The sequence below is a fragment of the Martinezella lusitana genome, assembly GCF_900094565.1.
Classification (GTDB): Bacteria; Pseudomonadota; Alphaproteobacteria; order Rhizobiales; family Rhizobiaceae; genus Rhizobium; species Rhizobium lusitanum.
The window spans coordinates 98,239-116,445 of record NZ_FMAF01000009.1; the positions used below are offsets into that span (position 1 = coordinate 98,239).

Below are 18,207 nucleotides of genomic sequence, written 5' to 3' on the forward strand. Positions count from 1 at the left end.
TTACGGTTGGGTGCGACAAGACTGAGACGATCATCGCCTTGGGAGGGGCTTGATGAAGAAGTTCATCAACACGGCAGAAACCATGGTCGCCGAGAGCGTCGAAGGCTTTGTGCGCGCCCATGAGGAGTTCGTTGTGTTCGGCGTCGACCGCAAATTTATCCGCCGTCGCCACATGGTTCCGGGCAAGGTGGCGATCATATCAGGCGGCGGCGCGGGTCATGAGCCAATGCACATAGGCTTCGTCGGCCGCGGCATGCTCGATGCGGCTTGCGTCGGACATATTTTCACGTCTCCCACGCCGAGTCAGATCACAAGCGCCATCGAAGAGGCGGACACAGGGGCCGGATGCCTGTTGGTGGTGAAAAACTACGACGGCGACGTCATGAATTTCGAAATGGCAGCAGAGATAGCATCTAGCCGCCACAAAATTGAAACGGTCATCGTCGGCGACGACATCGAGACGGCAGGGACAGGCGACAGGCGCGGGCGCCGAGGCGTCGCCGGTACTCTGATCGTGGAGAAGCTTCTTGGCGCCGCGGCCGAACGAGGCATGACGCTCGCCGAACTGAAAAACCTTGGCGATGGTCTTGCTCCCCGTATCCGATCGATGGGCGTTGCCCTTACTGGCGTGGCGGTCCCGCACACGCAGCGCACAACCTTCGCGCTCGGACCGAGCGAAATGGAAATGGGCGTCGGCATTCACGGGGAGCCGGGCCACTCGAGGGAGCCCTTCTCCGACGCCGACACGATCGTCAGGCATCTGAGCGAAACGGTCTTCAATGACATCGCCCGAACCGCCGGCAAGGCATTGCTTTTCGTCAACGGGCTTGGCGGCACGCCACCAGCCGAACTCTATCTCGCCTACAACACTGCCCACCGGTTCATGGTCAACTACGGCCTGCGGATCGAGCGCTCGCTTGTTGGCACTTATGCCACGTCGCTCGACATGCAGGGCCTTTCTGTCACGCTCGCTTTCCTCAGTGACGAGGAATTTTCCTTGTGGGATTCGCCTGTTGCAACCGGCGCGTTGCGTTGGGGATGCTAACCGCGCCCATTTTAATCGAGGTCGTGGTTGCAGCGAAGTCGACCTGCCTTAGAAGGTGGACTCGCTCCTACTCCAACACGCGTGTGGTCATTTTTGAACGCTCAGCCTAAGTTGCAAAGCCAGACTACGGCCAATCGTTAGTTGAAACATGAAAGCTCTTCCATTTCAGGGAGTTCGTCGATGTTCAATGGCCGTCATTTCGACCGATTAGTAATTCTGCTGTGTGTACGTTGGTATTTGGCTTACAATCTCAGCCTGCGTGATCTGGAAGAGATTATGGCCGAGCGCGGAATTCACGTCGATCACTCCACGCTTCATCGCCGGGTCGTTCATTTTGCGCCGCTGCTGCTCGAACGCTTCAACCGGAGGAAACGCCCGGTCACTGGCAAGTGGCCCGTTGATGAAACTCATGTCCGGGTGCGCAGTCGCTGGATGTATCTCTACCGCGCCGTCGAGAGCGTGGGACGCGGTTGAGTTCTTCTTCAGCGAGAAGCGTGACCTGCCGGCTGCCAAACGCTTTATTCGCAAAGCACGGAAACGTCACGACCGACCAGATAGTATCGTCATTGACAGTAGCCAGACGAACCGGGAAGCAATCATTGCCTGCGACGGCGAGTGCCGGCTTCGAGCCACGTCTTCCGCGTCGCAGCTTGGAGTTTGCGACAGAGCCGATTGGCCGACCTTTATCTCAGGCTCATAGCCGGAAGAAGCGGCGGCATATGGACAGTCGGACGGACACATATCTCGGCACATTTGCGGAGAAGCGTTTTGTGGCATTGCAATAGTTGGTAATGCGGCGCAATATAACTGTCACAATTCTATGCAGTTGGGTCCGCGCAATGAGAATTTGCATCTATAAATCGGACATAGCACCCGAGCTTACTCTCTTGCTGCGAGAAGGCTTGCCCGTACCCCTCGACACCAAGATAGACAAATGGACCAAGATTAAGGTCGTCACCGACGGGGAGATGAAAGCAGACCTTTTGATTCAAATTGGCGGTGCGGGGCATGCGTTAGTTCGACTCGACGCGATTAGACAACATTAGGCAGTGGCAGCGTCTTACTCCGTGTCATCACCACACCACAGTCGCATCGGCGGGCTTTGGCTGCTGGACGCACCCCTGGTGCTCGCGAGGCGACCGGCGGCCACATCGCCTGCCTCGGACCGAAAGTCGTTTGTTGAATTGGTAGGCCTTGAAGGGACAAGAACCAGCGACCCCGAGGGCGCTCGAGGGCTGGGGGCTAATAAAGAGGTACGACTATGCGACGATCCCGCCGAAGACGGAGTATAGCCTGACCCAACTCGGCCGGACGCTGCGGCCGCTGATGGAGGCTATGGCGGCTTGGGGAGACGAAACGCAGGAACTCATTACCGAAGCAAATGACACTGAAATAGAGTTCACTGAGCCTTCGCAGGTGCGATAAGCCATTGTTGGACCTTGATCGGACAATCACTTTCTACCATCCTCTGGCTATGGTTAGCGCGCAGGAGAGCGGAAAGCGGGGATTAATGTCTGAGCGAATGCTTCCCCTACGCGGCATTTCGGTCTTTGAAGCGGCGGCCCGCGCAGCAAGTTTCCAAGCCGCGGCCGACGAGTTGAATCTGACGCCATCTGCAGTCAGCCACCAGATTCGTTTACTCGAAGCAATTCTCGGGGTCCGACTTTTCGACCGCGTCGGACGTGGCGTGACGCTTACCCCGGAGGGCGCGGAATATGCCCGCTCTATTCGCCAGGGTATCCGCCGGCTGCGCGCCGCCACCAGCGACATCAAAGCGCGCGGGAAGAAAGGCGGTGCGCTGGATGTCGTCAGGATCGAAGCACCTCCATCTTTTGCACATTGCTGGCTGTTACCACGCCTGACCGACCTGATGGCGCATCTTCCTGGGGTCGACATCCGGGTGAATGCACAGGGCTCGCATTTGCAAGGTGACAGACTGCCTTGGGCTCCGCTGACGGACGCACCGGCCGACGTGCAAATTGTCTACGGCGACGACGATCTTTGGGCGGACAGGGCCTCACATATGTTCTCGGAGCATTTTCAGCCCCACTGTTCTCCCGATTTGCTCAACGGTCGCACGCTCGATTCTCCGCATGATTTACTTCGAGAGACTCTTGTCAGCACCTTTCAAAACTCGGTTTCCTGGGAAGAGTGGCTGGACCTACAAAGCATCGATTTCTATTCTAATCCTGTCGACACAGTCCAGTTGGATCCCTCCCATCTGGCGATCGAGGCTGCTGCCAATGGACTAGGCTTCATCCTGGAGAGCAGCATTTTGGTCCAACACGCGGTGTCTGCCGGCAAGCTCGTTTCTCCATTTCCAGCCCTCGGTCGCCCTGGACTGTCCTACTGGATATTGGCGCCCTCGGCGAAAAGAGCCCACTCGACCATTGATGCCGTCGTCACTTGGTTCAAGGAACAAGCTGCGTCCACCCACCCGGTCTAACGCCGCAACAACAGCCATTGCGCGACCCAGATTTGGTGCAGCATCGAAGAAATATTTTCATCAGTTTGAGAGAACTATTTGCGCTTCACGGAAGCAGACGGCGCAGGCTACTTTCAGGATAACGCGGAAGCTTAGAACGCTCTCCCGAGCATTGGAAAGATGATCCTGAATATGAATATCTCGTCGGGCAATTTTGATAGCTTAATCTGGGAAAAGGCGAACAAGAACCTGCTTCGCTACATGGGAGTTGGCGGCGATTTCACGTCATTCGTGCCCGAGCGTGCTGAAGGTTCGTGGCTATACGACGCATCTGGCCGGCGCGTCCTCGATTTTACGTCTGGACAGATGAGCTCTGTACTTGGGCATGCCCACCCGGAGCTTGTCGAGACAATGCGTGGTGCCGCTGCCAGCCTCGATCATCTGTTCAGTATGATGATTACCAAGCCTGTTGTCGATCTGGCCGAGAAATTGGCCGAGTTGGTTCCGGGTCTGCCGCGATCGATGTTCCTTTCAACGGGAGGGGAGTCGGTCGAAGCGGCCATTCGATTGGCCAAGGTCGTGACCGGCAAGTGGGAAATCGTTGGGTTTGCGCAATCGTATCACGGCTCGACCGGCGCCGCTGCCTCAGCCACCTATTCGCTTGGGCGTCGCGGTCACGGGCCGATGATGCCGGGAGCCTTCGCCATTCCCGCACCAAACGCATTCCGGCCCCGTTTTCCCGGTGTGACTTGGCAGCAGGAACTCGACGATAGTTTCGGACTGTTGGACCGCCAGTCGACCGGCAATCTCGCGGCATTCATAGCGGAACCGATTCTCAGTACTGGCGGGGTTCTTGACCTGCCGCTGGGCTATCTCGCGGCACTCAAAAGCCATTGCGAACGCCGGGGCATGCTTCTCATTGTCGACGAGGCACAGACAAGCCTCGGGCGCAGCGGCGAGATGTTTGCCTTCGAACGCGACGACATCGTGCCCGACATTCTTTTGCTTTCAAAGACACTCGGAGCCGGAATGGCAATGTCCTCCGTATCGACGTCCGACGCGATTGCAGAAGTTGCAGACGCGCGCGGATTTACCTTCGTGACGACGCATGTCAACGACCCACTCCCCGCCTCGGTCGCCCTGAAGGTACTGGAGATCGTCAAGCGGGATCAACTCGTTGAACGATCGAAGGCTCTGGGCACGCGCCTGAGAAAGGGGCTGCAGAACCTTCTCCAACACCATGAATGTGTCGGCGATGTACGCGGCCGCGGTATGCTACTGGGCATGGAATTCGTTCCGTACGCTGGGCACAGTGCAACGTCGATTTCTCAGAAGGTGACTGAACTGGCGCTGGAATTCGGAGTATCCGCCAATATTACCGGCGCATTCACGGCGGGCGTCATGCGATTTGCACCACCCCTCACCTCGAGTGACGAGGAGATCGACTTCGGTATCAGTGTGTTGGATCGCGCGATTACCCAAGCTATCGACTCTCTTGGCAAGTAATCCATCGCGGCCGTTAACGCGGCCTATGGATGGAGGAAACCCATGAGGTTCACACGCGGGTCTATGCACGAGACGAAGAATTGACGCCCGCGGGGGAGCGCGCGGCGGCAAGCAATGCCGGCGGGAGGGAGGACCTTGACCGGACCAACCAGAGGGAAAGAAAAATGAACGTTACCCGTCGTCGCATTCTAATCCTATCCGCCGCGGCCATCGTGGCAGCCACGCCTTTCGCTGCCTTTGCGGAGGGCACGCTCAATGTAGGCTCCTTCCCGAACAACCCGCCGTTCGAATTTAAAAACGCAAGCGGTGTCTTCGAAGGTTTTGAAGTGGACATCATCACCGAGGCGGCGAAACGCGCTGGCATGGATGTTGACATCGAAGGCTATGATTTCCAGCCACTGTTTGCTGCCACCAGCTCGCGCCGTATCGACGCGGCGATCTCGTCCATTACAATCACGAAGGAGCGGCTCGCCTCGCAGTCCTTCACACAGCCTTTTTACGATTCTGGCTTGGGCCTCGCCGCCAGGACCGATGGCGTCGTGAAGGGCCTCGCAGACCTCAAGGGCAAGGTCGTTGGCTCACATTCCGGCTCGACGAGCTACAAATGGCTAGTAGACAACCAGAAGAAATACGGCTTCAGCGAGGTCAAGGGTTACAATAACCCGTTGGATGCCCTGCTCGATCTCTCCTCCGGACGTGTGGACGGAGTGACAAGTGACGTGCCCAACCTAGAATATGCCTTCACCAAGATGCATGGTCTCAGCGTGGTCGAGCGCATCACGTCTGACGAGCAATACGGCGTGATGATGACCAAGGGCTCGCCTTATCTTACAAAGATCAATGATGCACTGACCGCGATGAAGAAGGATGGCACGCTGCAGGCATTTCACAAGAAGTGGTTTGGCACGGATGCCCCGGCCGATTCCTCCACTGCCAAGGAAGAACCGCTGCCCAACGGCTGACGGCCGCATACCGAGCTGCCTTCGGATCGCGCCGTCCCGACATTCCGGGCCGGCGCCGTTCGGAACATCCGACAAATCGACCTCCCGGACGCTGATGACCCTTATCGACACGTTTTTCAATGCGGCTGTGCTCAGCGCGGCGGTCCCGGCGCTGCTGCGCGGCCTCGTCAACACCATTATCCTGGGGTTGCTTGCGATCGGTCTTGGCGTCCCGCTTGGCATGCTGGTCAGCCTCGTGCGGCTCTATGCGCCATCGCCATTCCGCTGGCTCGCGATCGGCTTTATCGACATCTGCCGCGCCCTGCCGGTATTGGTGGTGCTGATCTTGATCTACTACGCCCTGCCATTTGTCGGCATCCGTTTTTCTGCGCTGGTATCGGCGACACTCGCGTTCACCATTGTTATGTCGGCCTATTCGGCGGAGGTATTCCGGACGGGTATCGAAAGCATTCCGAGGGGCCAGTTTGAGGCAGCGCAGGCGCTCGGCCTCCCTTTCGTCATCACCTTGCGCAAGGTGATCTTGCCACAAGCAATGAAACTCGTAATCCCGCCAACGACCAGCAACTGCGTATCGATGTTCAAGGATACGTCGCTCGCTTCGGTGGTCGCCCTGCCGGAACTCTTGAAGGACGCAAACGACGCGCAGGCGCTTTATGCCAACCCTACTCCGCTGATTGGTGCGGCGCTGATCTATCTCGCTTTCCTTTGGCCGATGGTGCGGCTGGTCAGCTATATCGAGAGACGAAACAGGGCCGCAACAATCAGGTGATCAGCCGACTGATGAATAAGAACCCGCCACCGCCGGGGTCACCGTTCGCGCCCTTGCCTTTGTCATTTTGGTAACCTGAGAACTCATGGGACCCGCTGGCATTGACCGAGGTCAAAGGCAGCGCTGCAGCTTGCTGCTAGGTTGTCAGCGTGATTTTTCAAATGTCGAACCTCCTATTCTTTGGGCTGAGAGCCATGAAACGCCCAGGCAAGATTACTATTATCGGCGGTGGCATCGCTGGCCTTTGCACGGCGGTTTACGCCCGCCAAAGCGGCTATGAGGTCGACCTTCTCGAACAGCATCAGAGCGCTGGCGGTTTGGCCACGAGTTGGCGCCGGGGCGAATACACGTTCGAGACCTGCCTGCATTGGCTGGTGGGCTCCAATCCCGGCGGCACACTGCACGCCGAGTGGCGCGAGGTCTGCGACATCGACAGGCTCCGTTTCGTCGACCATGAAGAGTTCGTCCGCGTCGAGGACGAGCACGGCGCGAGCCTGCACATCTACGCGGATGTCGATTGCCTCGAGGCGGAGTTGGTGAAGGTCGCGCCGGAGGACGAAATCGAGATCCGTTACTTTACCAACGCAATTCGTCAGCTTGTAGATTTGCCGATGCCGCACCCGGACCAACCGTGGCTGGCGCGGATTGCGGGCATACTGAAGATGCTGCCCGATCTGCCCCTGATCTGGCGCCTGTCGCATATGAGCGTCGACGATTATGGAAAGCGCTTCACGCATCCCCTGCTGCGGGCGTTCTTCAGTGGAGGGGCGACGGGCCATCTGTCGGTTCTGGCGCTCATCCTTTCACTGGCCTGGATGAGCAGTCGAAACGCCGGGTACGCGATTGGCGGTTCCCAGGCCCTCGTCCGCATCATCGTCGAGAAGTTCTTTTCGCTCGGCGGGCATGTGCGTTACGGGGCGCGGGTCTGCAAGATCTTGGTTGAGGACGCCGCCGCCGTCGGCGTTCAATTGGAAAGTGGCGAGATCATTTCCGCCGACTGGGTCGTCTCGGCTGCCGACGGCCACGCCACCATTCATAACTTGCTCGGCAGCAGATACACCGACAAAGCTTTCGAGGAGGCGTTCGCCCGGTACGAGACGTTTCCGTCCTATCTACAGGTATCGCTGGGCGTGGCTCGCGACCTGGCGCAGGAGCCAGGCTACCTGACGCTCGTTCTCGACGACCAGTTCGAGGTCGATCCCGAGACTCGCCTTCCGGCGCTGGCGTTTCGCATTTTCCATTACGACCCGACCTTCGCGCCGCCGGGCAAGACCGCAGTGACTTGTTTTCTACCGACGCGCAATTTTGCATTCTGGGCGGACCTGCGCCGCGACGCCCCTGAACGCTACCAGTCGGAGAAGCATCGCATCGCGCAAGCCGTCATCGCGGTGCTCGAACGCCGGTTACACGGTCTCCGCGACGAGATCGAGGTCACCGACGTGTCGACGCCGGCGACGGTTCTTCGCTACACCAGCAACTGGAAGGGGAGCATGGAAGGCTGGCTGATGACCCCCGACACCGGCTTTAGCGCGTTGCCGCATACACTGGCGGGACTTCAGCACTTCGCTATGGTTGGACAGTGGGTTCAACCCGGCGGCGGCCTGCCGAGTGGCCTCTTGACGGCCCGCGCCGCCATCCAGGCGATCTGCCGTCAGGACCATGTATCGTTTCGGCCCGGCGCTGGGCCGTAGCGGCTGCCATCGGCAATGTATAGGCGGCAAGTGCTGGTTGGCGCAGGCGCAGTGGCTTGGTGCCGCCGGCGCGACCGGCTGCGAATCTGGCCCAGCGCTGATACGCCTCGGGCGAAGTGGGCGCGCGGCTTGTTGTCGAAGAAGTCCTTCAAGCTTGCTGCAGTCGCGCTCGCCAACAAGATTGCCCGCATTGCCTGGGCGATTATGGCGAGGAACGTGAACTTCCCGTCGGAGCGCGTTTCGAGATGCTCCGATCTGATTCCGGCTTAAGCGAAAGGGCCTTCACGGTCATTGTTCTATGGGGCAAAACAGTGGGCGGAGTGACGATGGTATGATGTGATAGCGAAAGCAGAATGGACCGCACGAACCGAAGAACCCACGGCGTTGTCTTGCGCAGCAAAAGCGCGTTAACGTGATAGGGATCGGTTCAAGCGGAAAATATCAGGGCCAGCGGTCATCACGCGCCGCATAAATAGGCCGGAGACATGACCTAGCAGAATTTGAGCAAGTTGAGTTCCGCCAGACTGGTGGCAGTGGCGATGATCGCCTCTTCAGGAGGGCGAGGGTTCCAACCAAGCAGGCGCTGTGCCTTAGCGGCGGTCGCATCTTTTCTTTTTCCTAGCTCGGGTAACAAGCTCCTCACTTCGGGATCGAAGAGGGCGGCCGCTCTCAACAGCCAATTGGGCAATTGGCGCGTCGATACGGCGCGGGCCGCATGGCCAAGGTGGTCCCTTAAGGTCTGTGCCATCTGGGCGACGCTCATGAAATGGCCTGCTGTCGCGAGGAATCTCTCTCCGGCGGCGCTAGGATTGGTCATCGCCCGAACGTGGAGATCGGCGGCATCGCGAACGTCCACGATACCGAACCATAGGTCGGGGCAACCGGGCGTACTGCCTTCCAACATGCGCTTTATTAAGTGGATCGACGTTGACAGGTCTGGTCCGAGCACCGGACCAAGAATCCCGGTGGGATCAATGACCGCAAGTTCGAGCGAGCCACCTTCATCCCTCATGAAGGCCCAAGCGGCGCGCTCGGCCAACGTTTTTGATTTCTGATAAGGCTGGATCGTGGGATCGTGGGGATCGGTCCAGTCAGTTTCGGTGAAGGTTCCCGCGCGCGCCTTCCCGTATCCGATCGCCGCGAATGACGAGGTGAGCACCACCCGCCTCACGTTGGCATCCCGCGCTGCGCGTAAGACCCGGAGCGCTCCGTCACGCGCAGGCCTAATCAGTTCGTTCTCATCCTTGGGAACCCTGCCTGGAAAAGGAGATGCAACATGGAGGACGTAATCGCAATCTGTGACGGCCTGCTTCCAACCCGCGTCTGCAGTGAGATCCGCGGCGAACAGTGCAACGTTATTGGCCCCGTTACCCGCTCCGCCCTGCCGTAGCATGGCTCTCAAAGCGTCCTCTCGCCGCAGATCGCGAACCGTGGCGCGCACCTCATGGCCTGCCGCGAGCAATTGGATGACGCAGTGTGCACCCAGAAACCCCGTGCCGCCCGTTACTAAAACCTTCGCCATGTTGTCTCCTTGCCAGAAAGAAGACACTCTCGTACACCTTCAACCTAGGTTTAAGGTCAAGGGCTTTTTTATGCGGATAGGCGATGTCGCGCAGCGATCAGGTCTCTCCACCTCGCGTATCCGCTTTTATGAGCGGCGCGGGCTGATACCCCTCGCGGTAAGAGGCGAAAATGGCTACCGGAACTATAGTTCAGACGTCCTGGAAACACTCAACTTCATCTACCAGGCACAGGATCTTGGCTTCACCCTCGACGAGATCGGAGCGGCCCTGAGTCAGAGGAGTGGGGGGACACCAAACGAGAAGGAAGTGCTCTCGGCACTCCGTGAGAAACTGGCGGCACTCGATCAGCACATCGACGAAGTGGTTCGCCGCAAGCAGCGCATCGTCGCACTTATCGAAAAGTACAAAACTCGTTCCTAGCGCTGCTTTGGCAGTTTAACCGACGATTTACGATGACGGGCCATCCTATGTACTTTCACAGAGGTGCGCGAGATGGCGGAGTTGGATGTTGCACTGGCGGATTGACTGAAGCCGTTCGTTGAGAAGCTTGGCCACAAGAAGCGGCGGCAGATGCACCCGGTGTATATTTCAGGCCGGCCTTGTCACGTTGTTTGAAACGTGGCCGCGTGAGGCTGTGACGGCGGTTTTCAGGCAGACTGAGCACTCACCGCTTTCCACGCGGCCATGGCCTTGCGTCGATGAGTTCGAATTTGTGCTGCGGAGCGGTTAGTCTGGGAAGGGACGAAGAGGTTTCGGACGGCAGAGAAGATCGACAGAAATGTTGCAATGAGCCGACCGACCGGAAACCCTGACAGCACGGGCTACGATTTCGATCGGATAGCGGTGGTTCCTGTAGGTCGGTGCACTCTCAGTCGTGGGCGCGCTGCTACCTCAGTTTCCTTACCGCTCAATCAATGTGACAGCATCGGTATATCTCGTGGCCGAGATTCGGCGAAACTCAAAGAATGGATCGATAATGCCATTCATTCTGACCTCGCCTTCTTAGCCGTTTTGCCCGCGTTCTTCGCCGCGATATCGCGTCCGTGCGTAACGCCATCGACCTGCGCTGGAGCAACGGTCAGGCGCAGGGGCAGATAAACCGCCTGAAGACGATTAAGCGCGCGATGTACGGCAGAGCGGGACCAGAGCTTCTCAGAGCCCGGATGATGCCAATCAAATCGGCCAATCTCCTCACAAAGTGAGGAAGACCCCTTTATTGAAACAACAGCGCTTTGATTTGAACGGTGCCAGATAGCTTCATCGACCGACTAGCTGCTGCACTTATCTTCTACAGCCATCTTGGTCGTTTGAAATACGGAAACGGCATTACTGGCGAAGCGATAGTCATCCGCAAGTGGGATACCGCCAAAAAAAGCGGATTGGAAAATTTGACCAGAGACGCTTGACCATCAAAAGACAAAGAAAGTGATGCAGCCAGCTTTGGGCGCTCAAGGGGCAAGCCAACCCCTTGAACGCAATGTTGGCAAAACCGCAATCATAAAGCTGATTGCGGCTCTGATGAGACTCGAAGGTCAAGCCTATTTGATTTCATATGCATTTCAGTTGTACTCATGGTTCTCCATGGAGAGGTCGCGTACGTTGTCTTTGAACGCCTAGCGACAAAGTCATATGCTCGCGATCAGCCCACCATCCACCCGTATGACGCTGCCAGTGATGTAGGAAGCGCGTTTGCTTGCGAGAAACGTAACGACGTCACCATATTCCTGCGGGTCTCCATATCGGCCCAGCGGAATGGACCCCGTACTTTGTGCCGATACCTCTTCGACCGTACGCCCCTCACGCTTGGCTTTTTGCTCGTCAAGAAAGGTGATGCGACCCGTGGCAATACGTCCGGGAAGAACGATATTCGAGGTGATGCCGGCGCGACCGACCTCCTGCGCGAGTGTCTTCGACCAGCCGAGAAGCGCGGTGCGCAGCGTATTCGACATGCCCAAATTGGCGATAGGGGCGATCACGCCTGACGATGTCGAGGTAATCACCCTGCCCCATCCTGACGCTTTCATACTGGGAAGAACTCGGTCGGTTATGGCGATGACCGGCAATACCATCGATTGGAAGAAGCGTTGCCAGGCGTCTGCGTCCTGGCCGCTCACCGGTGTCGGCGGCGGGCCTCCAGTGTTATTGATCAGCACATCGACGGTACCAAATGCCTCCTCGACAGCCTTGAGACGCGCATCGATCACTGAGAGATCGGCTATATCCCACTCCAGTGTCAACGCCTTGCCGTCGGCTGACGCGATCGCATCGGTGGTGGCCTGTGCGGCCTCCCGGTTGATATCCGCGACGGCAACCCGCGCACCCTCGCCGGCAAGCGTTCGGGCGATCGCACCGCCAAGGCCGCCCCCAGCCCCGAAGACCAGCGCCGTCTTCCCGTTCAAACCCATATCCATTGTCATGCTCCCTTCATTCTCCGGCAAACGGCCGGCTTTCGTTGTCTTTACCGATCAGCCGGCCATCCAGCCGCCGTCGACCATCAGGTTGACGCCGGTGATGTAGCTGGCCATGTCGCTCGCCAGGAAAAGTGCGGCCCCGGCGACGTCGCGCGGCACGCCGAGGCGCGGCCAAGGGGTCCGGCTCCTTGAATAATCAAGGGCGTCGGGATCGTTCGCCACGCCCGGTTTGCCGGTGATGATCTTGCCCGGCGCGATCGCATTGCAGACGACAAGATCATCGGCATGATCCACGGCAATCTGGCGGGTCATCTGCACGATCGCACCCTTGCCCACGCCATAGGGAAAATCCCCGGGGCAGGCGATCATGCCGTGTTGAGAAGAGATGTTGATGATGCGGCCGCGCGCATCGCTGACTGGTTCCTGTGTCAGGAACTGCTGCACCGCGCGCTTGCAGCAGTAGAAGTAGCCCGTGACATTCACGCCCATCACCTGCTGCCATTGCTGGGGTGTCGTTTCGAGAAGATTGGTCGATGTGTAGATCGCCGCATTGTTGACCATGACGTCCAGCCGGCCGAAATGCTCCACCGTCTCGCCAACCAGCATGTCGACCGCTTCCCAGCTCGATATGTCGGTCTGGGCGAAAAAGGCCCTGCCCCCGCCATCGCGGATGAGCGAGAGTGTCGTGTCACCCCCCTCGATTGGCGTTTCCCTCGTATCGGCGATCACGACCGCGGCCCCCTCGGCGGCAAAACGCAATGCTATTGCGCGACCAAGACCCGAACTTGCGCCGGTCACCACGGCGACCTTCCTGTCAAGCATGGACATGATGCCTCCCTATATTTCTCTCTGGATGACGCGGCCTGACGCAGCGGCCGTGATCGCTCCATTGCGAACGATCTCCCTGCCTCGCAAAAAGACGCGGGTCAGTGTTGCGGGCGCCTGCCATCCGTCGAACGGCGTGTAGGCGGCGCGCGAAGCCTGCTCCACATTGCTGATGACGCTCGGCCGCCGCTGATCGACCACCAGTATATCGGCATCGCGCCCTGGCGCGATCGCGCCCTTGGACCTGTCGAGCCCGAAGCGCCGCGCGGGATTGCGCGCGCACATGCGGACGAGATCAGGCAGGCCTATCACCTTTTCTTCGACCAGGATCAGCATTGTCTGAAGCAGGGTCTGCAAACCGGGCATGCCGCCGGGTATGTCGGCAAAGGCAGGATAGGTCATCGCCTTTTCAGCGGGGCTATGCGGCGCATGATCCGTGGCGACAATGTCGATCAGTCCGTCCGAAAGTGCAGCCCGCAGCGCCGCCACGTCGCGCGCCCCGCGAAGAGGTGGAGACCCTTTGAGCTTCGCGCCGGCAGTCCGATAATCCTCCGCATTGAAGAAGAGATTTTGCGGCGTGGTCTCGACGGTAGCATCGGCCAACTCACGCAATCGACGCCACGTGGAAATGCCGAGAACCGAATTGATCTGCCGGACATGAATACACGAACCGGTTTCCGCAGCGGCCAATATGGCACGGGCCACTCCGCCGGCTTCGGCAAGCGGTGGACGGCTGTCGAGGAATGCCGCGATATCGCCCGCGGGATGACTGATGGCGCTGCCCTCGAGGATTGACTGATCGCCGGGTGAAATGCCGATCACCGTGTCACATCCGGCCAGGCGCCGCATTGTGTTGGCGACATCGTCCATGGTCTGGAAGCGAAACGCCCCAGGAACATCGGCCGTGAAAAGCTCCAGCGAGACGGGTCGCAGCGACAGCAATTTTTCGGCAAGACCCAGGTCTCGGGCAAGGACAGCCTGGAAGCCGACATCCACATGGATGCGACCACGCGCCATTGCCATCTTGTCGGCAAGCTGGTCGGCGGTGGCGGTCCAAGGCTCATCGGTCGGCATATCCAGCACCGCGGTGACGCCGCCGAGCGCCGCCGCCCGGGTGCCACTTTCGAAATCCTCCTTGTGGGTCAGGCCAGGTTCGCGGAGATGGACATGCGCGTCGACCAGCCCGGGCAACAGATGGCAGCCGGCCACATCGATAACGACGCGCGCTTGAGGCGCGTCGCCGGGGCCAAGAAGCGCGGCAATATGTTCGCCGATTATGGCGACATCAACCCTCGCCTCGCCATCGGCATTGACGACGGTGCCGCCCGATATGATCATGTCGAACATGCCGTTCTCCATACACGCAATCAGGAGAGCCCCGGCAGGCGCGGCTCTTCATGCGTCACGACCTCGACCAGCGCAGCCTGCCCATGACCGACCTTTTCGATGGCGCGAAGCAGGGCTGGACGCAGCTTTGCCGGCGACGTGACGCATTCGCCATAACCGCCGAGCGCCTCCGCTATCGGCGCGTACCCGCCCGACATTCGGTTCGCGCCGTATTTCCCGGTTGCAATCGGCATGCTTGCGGCATAGCCGCCAAGGACATTGTTGCGCATCACGACGGTCAGGATCGGCAGACTGCAGCGGATCGCCGTCTCGAAGTCTATGCCGACCATGCCGAACGCCGCCTCGCCCATCAGATTGACGACCGTCGCTTCCGGGCGTGCCAACTTGGCACCCAGCGCGAAGCCGAGACCGCTGCCGAGCTGGGTTGTCTTGCCCCAACCGATATAACTGCCCGGCACTGACGCCTCATAGAAAGGACTGAGCTGGTCGCGCGGATTGCCCGCATCATGGGTCACGATCGTCTTTGCCGGATCGACCGCTCGCATGATCTCCCAGACCACGCGATAGGGCGAGATCGGCTCGCTGTCCGCCGTCAGGAATGGCACCCAGCGTTCCATGAAAGCCGTTCGGATCGAGCGTATCTCACCGGCGATATCGCCACAATCCGTGGCAGTCAGCCCCTCAGTTCTAACGTGGGCGATCATCTGCATAAGCGCGGCACGAACGTCGCTGACGACCCCCTGAGCAATGGGATAGTCCTTTCCGAGATCGCCCTCGTCGATGGTGACCTGCAGCACAACCTTGTCCCTGGCGATCGGCAGGATGTAGTGGGAACGCGTCAGGCTTGTCCCAAGCGCCAGCACGACATCCGCCTTGTCCATGAAGTGATCGATCGTAGCGGGCCGCGCCCGTCCGGCGGTTCCAAGTGCCAGCGGATGGTTCTCGGGGAAACCGCTCTTGCCGTTCGGCGTCGTCATGACAGGGATTCGCAGCAACTCGGCAAATTCAACGAGCTCTTGTGAGGCCGAACCGGCCAGCACGCCCTGACCGGCGAAGATCACGGGGCTCTTCGCCGCCAGCAATGTATTCACCAGCTCGGCAATTTCACCGGCATCCGCCTGCGGCACGCTGCGGCGTGGCCTCTGATAGAGATTAAGGGAAGGATCAAGCTTCTCGGCAAGAAGGTCGACCGGCAGTTCCAGAAGCACGGGAGCAGGACGACCATTACGGACACGGGTGATTGCGGAATGCATCAATTTTGGCAGATGCTCGACGCGGCTCGCCGCCTCGCACCATTTCGTAATGTGGCGGAAATTTCGGCTGGCCTCGAAATTTGGTGCCACCGCCTCAGAACCGCGGGGATAGCCGGTCGGCAGGAAAAGAATTGGCGCACGATCATTATAGGCCTGAGCGATGCCACCGAAGGCACTTTCGGCACCGGGGCCATATTGTACGGTGACGACTGCGAGTTCCCGACCTGCCGTGGTGCGCGCGTAACCTTCGGCAATATTCACTGCGACCCGCGGCGTTCTGGTGATAACAGGCGGAATGTCGAGATGGGCCGACGCATCGAAGAGTTCGCTGTTTGGAAAGCCGATGATCTGCTTCACGCCCTCCTGCTTGAGGATGGAAGCGACGACCTCCGCGCCGTTCATTTCCTTCATGACCTGTTTTTCCTCCCGTTTCCCCACCGGCACGACGTCCTTCCCATTCCCGTCACGCATCGCGATTGAAGGTCTCGTGGTTGTCGAGCCAGTGGCGGGCAATATCTTCCCGGCGCATGAATGCAGCACCCGGTGTCTTCTGGACATGTTCGATGACATCGCGCAGGCCGGAGGCACGGTTTGGCTGCCCCATCCAGCGAGCATGGACGCCGATCGTCAGCATGCGCCCGCCTGTCTCCTCCGCTTCTGAAATCATGTAATCGATTGCGGAGCGGCAATCCTCTGCGAAATCGCGTGGATTGCTGTAGCCCGGAGCAATCAGATATCGGCTGTCGTTCAGCGTCTTGGAATAGGGGACCACGAGAAGTCGTGTGCCATCATGATCGATGAAATAGGGAAGATCGTCGTTGCAGGGGTCGGAATAGTAGAGGAAGCCGCCCTCCTTCACGATCAGATCGCGGGTGTTGACGCTCGGGAAGGATCGACAATTCCAGCCCAGCGGCCGCCGGCCGGTCAACTTCCGATAGAGCGCAATCGCGTCGTGCAGTTGGCGTTCTTCATCCGCGCGCTCGACCGTCGAATATTCGCTCCAGCGCAGACCGTGGCCGAGCAAGTCGTGGCCGCGGGCATTCATCCACTCGACGACGGCAGGATTCTTCTCCAGCGCAACGGCACAGGCGGACACGGTGATCGGAATGCCAGTACGATCAAAGAGGCGCGCCAAGCGCCAGACGCCGGCGCGGCTGCCATATTCGAAATGAGTCTCGGTGCCCAGATCGCGGACCGGCGGGCTGTTTGGAATATTGTATTCGCCCCAATTGTCGTTGCGGCCGTCCTCCAGCCAGGAATATTCCGCGCCTTCCTCGTAGTTCAGCACCAGGTTGATCGCGAGCTTGACGCCATCGGGCCAACTCATGAAGGGTGGCCTCGGGCCATAGCCGACGAAATCGCGTTCCTGGCGTTCCGTGTTTTCCAGTTTGGCTAGTGCGGACATCACTTCTTCTCCTCGGACACGCCTTCGTTGGCGATGATCCAGTCCATGTAATCGTGGAAGGCTTCCTTGCCGGCGCGCGGGCGCCAATCGGTGTCGCGCTCGATGCGGGCAAGGTCATATTCTCCCCACATCCCGTCCTTCAGCGTCGCATCCTGGATGACATTGGCGGTCTCGTGTGGGCTGACCTCGACCTGCAGAGTTGGCACGCGCTCTCTCGCCCATTCAACGATGTCGCCTGTCGTCGAGATGCGTCCGCTGCCGATATTATAATGGCGATAACGAAGGCGCGGCGCCTTCAGCAATGCGATGACGGCATTGGCGACGTCGACGGAGTGGATATAGTCGCCGACCGATTCCAGGCTGTTTGGCCGGACCACCTCGCCTGCCAGCGCCATATGTGCCACCTTGTTCGGGACATGGCGGAAATTGCGGCTCTCGGTCGCGCGGTCCATGGTGCCATAAACCGAGGCCAGGCGAACACTGAGCGACGACATGCCGAAGAGATCTGCATAGCGATTGACCACCATCTCCGAGGCGAATTTGGAGATGCCGTAAAGTGTCAGCGGTGCGACATAGCCGTCCTCCGGTAATGGCTCGCCGGCCCAATCCGGCCCGTGATGACGATAGACCGAACCGGAGCTGACATAGATGAAGCGCTTGACCGAGGGGCGGCTGCGCGCCCAATCCAGCATGTGGACCGTGCCCATCAGATTGACGTCGACGATCTTCGCCGGCTCCTCGGCTTCCGGCTGACGCTTGGCTTCGGCAGCGCTGCCGCGGGAGATCGGCGTGATCGTCGCGCCATGCACAATGACACTAATGTCGTGCGCATCGAGCGCAGCCGACCATTGCGAGGGGTCGCAGATGTCAGCTATGATGACCGATAGCCGATCGCGCACAGGCGCGAAATAGCGCTCTGCCATGGCATCGAGACCGGAGCGATCGAGGATGACGGCGCGGGCGGCGGGATCACGATCCAGCCAGGTCCGTGCCACGACACTCATGACGAAGCCTGTGCCGCCGGTAACGAGAAGGGTCATTTCAA

The 18,207-nt window shown here is 59.3% G+C and carries 15 protein-coding genes and 3 pseudogenes; 11 read left to right on the forward strand and 7 right to left on the reverse strand.

All coding sequences use genetic code 11. The annotated features are described in order from the left end of the window. The first annotated feature begins 52 nt into the window (after positions 1–52). The 9 genes and pseudogenes from GA0061101_RS19575 to GA0061101_RS19620 all read left to right on the forward strand — a co-directional run. The gene (locus tag GA0061101_RS19575; RefSeq protein ID WP_037198052.1) at positions 53–1,045 is read left to right on the forward strand and encodes a dihydroxyacetone kinase subunit DhaK; all 993 of its coding nucleotides are present in this window, start codon (positions 53–55) and stop codon (positions 1,043–1,045) included. Positions 1,046–1,225: 180 nt separating this feature from the next. Further along, positions 1,226–1,673, forward strand: a pseudogene (locus GA0061101_RS19580) (IS6 family transposase); the annotation flags it as partial. A gap of 566 nt (positions 1,674–2,239) precedes the next feature. Then, entirely contained in the window at positions 2,240–2,470 is a 231-nt protein-coding gene (locus tag GA0061101_RS19590) for a winged helix-turn-helix transcriptional regulator (protein WP_037198049.1), read from the forward strand. An 85-nt stretch (positions 2,471–2,555) separates the two neighbouring features. Beyond that, entirely contained in the window at positions 2,556–3,491 is a 936-nt protein-coding gene (locus tag GA0061101_RS19595; RefSeq protein ID WP_080760708.1) for a LysR family transcriptional regulator, read from the forward strand. Positions 3,492–3,650: 159 nt separating this feature from the next. Then, positions 3,651–4,976, forward strand: a complete 1,326-nt coding sequence (locus GA0061101_RS19600) for an aspartate aminotransferase family protein (protein ID WP_037198047.1) — start codon at positions 3,651–3,653, stop codon at positions 4,974–4,976. A 164-nt stretch (positions 4,977–5,140) separates the two neighbouring features. Further along, complete coding sequence (locus GA0061101_RS19605; protein WP_037198045.1) at positions 5,141–5,938, forward strand: ABC transporter substrate-binding protein; 798 nt, start codon at positions 5,141–5,143, stop codon at positions 5,936–5,938. 94 nt (positions 5,939–6,032) lie between these two features. After that, positions 6,033–6,707, forward strand: coding sequence for an amino acid ABC transporter permease (locus tag GA0061101_RS19610; protein ID WP_037198042.1), 675 nt, complete (start codon positions 6,033–6,035; stop codon positions 6,705–6,707). Positions 6,708–6,901: 194 nt separating this feature from the next. Further along, positions 6,902–8,398 (forward strand): phytoene desaturase family protein, encoded by a 1,497-nt coding sequence (locus tag GA0061101_RS19615; protein ID WP_037198040.1) that lies wholly within the window; start codon positions 6,902–6,904, stop codon positions 8,396–8,398. 21 nt (positions 8,399–8,419) lie between these two features. After that, positions 8,420–8,668, forward strand: a pseudogene (locus GA0061101_RS19620) (IS110 family transposase); the annotation flags it as partial. Positions 8,669–8,888: 220 nt separating this feature from the next. Here GA0061101_RS19620 and GA0061101_RS19625 read toward each other — a convergent pair. Continuing rightward, the gene (locus GA0061101_RS19625; RefSeq protein WP_037198039.1) at positions 8,889–9,920 is read right to left on the reverse strand and encodes an SDR family oxidoreductase; all 1,032 of its coding nucleotides are present in this window, start codon (positions 9,918–9,920) and stop codon (positions 8,889–8,891) included. A 70-nt stretch (positions 9,921–9,990) separates the two neighbouring features. Here GA0061101_RS19625 and GA0061101_RS19630 point away from each other — a divergent pair, with 70 nt between their 5' ends. Together GA0061101_RS19630 and GA0061101_RS41085 are read left to right on the forward strand one after the other, a co-directional pair. Then, complete coding sequence (locus GA0061101_RS19630; protein ID WP_037198173.1) at positions 9,991–10,341, forward strand: MerR family transcriptional regulator; 351 nt, start codon at positions 9,991–9,993, stop codon at positions 10,339–10,341. A gap of 632 nt (positions 10,342–10,973) precedes the next feature. Beyond that, positions 10,974–11,123, forward strand: a pseudogene (locus tag GA0061101_RS41085) (hypothetical protein); the annotation flags it as partial. A gap of 423 nt (positions 11,124–11,546) precedes the next feature. Here the strand turns inward: GA0061101_RS41085 and GA0061101_RS19640 are convergent. Genes GA0061101_RS19640 through GA0061101_RS19665 form a run of 6 tightly spaced genes read right to left on the reverse strand, consistent with a single transcriptional unit; the run spans position 11,547 to position 18,202 of the window. Next, positions 11,547–12,332 carry an SDR family oxidoreductase gene (locus tag GA0061101_RS19640; protein WP_037198037.1) on the reverse strand — a complete coding sequence of 262 codons (786 nt, stop codon included), beginning with the start codon at positions 12,330–12,332 and terminating at the stop codon, positions 11,547–11,549. A 54-nt stretch (positions 12,333–12,386) separates the two neighbouring features. Beyond that, on the reverse strand, positions 12,387–13,160 hold the full coding sequence (locus tag GA0061101_RS19645) for an SDR family NAD(P)-dependent oxidoreductase (protein WP_037198032.1): 774 nt from the start codon (positions 13,158–13,160) through the stop codon (positions 12,387–12,389). A gap of 9 nt (positions 13,161–13,169) precedes the next feature. Then, the gene (locus GA0061101_RS19650) at positions 13,170–14,504 is read right to left on the reverse strand and encodes a dihydroorotase (RefSeq protein ID WP_037198031.1); all 1,335 of its coding nucleotides are present in this window, start codon (positions 14,502–14,504) and stop codon (positions 13,170–13,172) included. Between the two features lie 20 nt (positions 14,505–14,524). Next, positions 14,525–16,327, reverse strand: a complete 1,803-nt coding sequence (locus GA0061101_RS19655; protein WP_342587921.1) for a thiamine pyrophosphate-requiring protein — start codon at positions 16,325–16,327, stop codon at positions 14,525–14,527. Beyond that, positions 16,221–17,162, reverse strand: coding sequence for an allantoinase PuuE (locus GA0061101_RS19660; protein WP_037198030.1), 942 nt, complete (start codon positions 17,160–17,162; stop codon positions 16,221–16,223). The genes GA0061101_RS19655 and GA0061101_RS19660 overlap by 107 nt, the downstream gene beginning before the upstream one ends. Continuing rightward, positions 17,162–18,202, reverse strand: a complete 1,041-nt coding sequence (locus GA0061101_RS19665; protein ID WP_037198029.1) for an NAD-dependent epimerase/dehydratase family protein — start codon at positions 18,200–18,202, stop codon at positions 17,162–17,164. Before GA0061101_RS19665 ends, GA0061101_RS19660 begins: the two co-directional genes overlap by 1 nt. Positions 18,203–18,207: the final 5 nt, after the last annotated feature.

Excerpts from the sequence above, each read along its gene's own strand:
- GA0061101_RS19575 (WP_037198052.1), top strand. The coding sequence starts at position 53 with ATGAAGAAGTTCATCAACACGGCAGAAACCATGGTCGCCGAGAGCGTC.
- GA0061101_RS19595 (WP_080760708.1), top strand. The coding sequence starts at position 2,556 with ATGTCTGAGCGAATGCTTCCCCTACGCGGCATTTCGGTCTTTGAAGCG.
- GA0061101_RS19600 (WP_037198047.1), top strand. The coding sequence starts at position 3,651 with ATGATCCTGAATATGAATATCTCGTCGGGCAATTTTGATAGCTTAATC.
- GA0061101_RS19605 (WP_037198045.1), top strand. The coding sequence starts at position 5,141 with ATGAACGTTACCCGTCGTCGCATTCTAATCCTATCCGCCGCGGCCATC.
- GA0061101_RS19610 (WP_037198042.1), top strand. The coding sequence starts at position 6,033 with ATGACCCTTATCGACACGTTTTTCAATGCGGCTGTGCTCAGCGCGGCG.
- GA0061101_RS19615 (WP_037198040.1), top strand. The coding sequence starts at position 6,902 with ATGAAACGCCCAGGCAAGATTACTATTATCGGCGGTGGCATCGCTGGC.
- GA0061101_RS19625 (WP_037198039.1), bottom strand. The coding sequence starts at position 9,920 with ATGGCGAAGGTTTTAGTAACGGGCGGCACGGGGTTTCTGGGTGCACAC.
- GA0061101_RS19630 (WP_037198173.1), top strand. The coding sequence starts at position 9,991 with ATGCGGATAGGCGATGTCGCGCAGCGATCAGGTCTCTCCACCTCGCGT.
- GA0061101_RS19640 (WP_037198037.1), bottom strand. The coding sequence starts at position 12,332 with ATGGATATGGGTTTGAACGGGAAGACGGCGCTGGTCTTCGGGGCTGGG.
- GA0061101_RS19645 (WP_037198032.1), bottom strand. The coding sequence starts at position 13,160 with ATGTCCATGCTTGACAGGAAGGTCGCCGTGGTGACCGGCGCAAGTTCG.
- GA0061101_RS19650 (WP_037198031.1), bottom strand. The coding sequence starts at position 14,504 with ATGTTCGACATGATCATATCGGGCGGCACCGTCGTCAATGCCGATGGC.
- GA0061101_RS19655 (WP_342587921.1), bottom strand. The coding sequence starts at position 16,327 with ATGTCATCGAACATGTCCAGAAGACACCGGGTGCTGCATTCATGCGCC.
- GA0061101_RS19660 (WP_037198030.1), bottom strand. The coding sequence starts at position 17,162 with ATGTCCGCACTAGCCAAACTGGAAAACACGGAACGCCAGGAACGCGAT.
- GA0061101_RS19665 (WP_037198029.1), bottom strand. The coding sequence starts at position 18,202 with ATGACCCTTCTCGTTACCGGCGGCACAGGCTTCGTCATGAGTGTCGTG.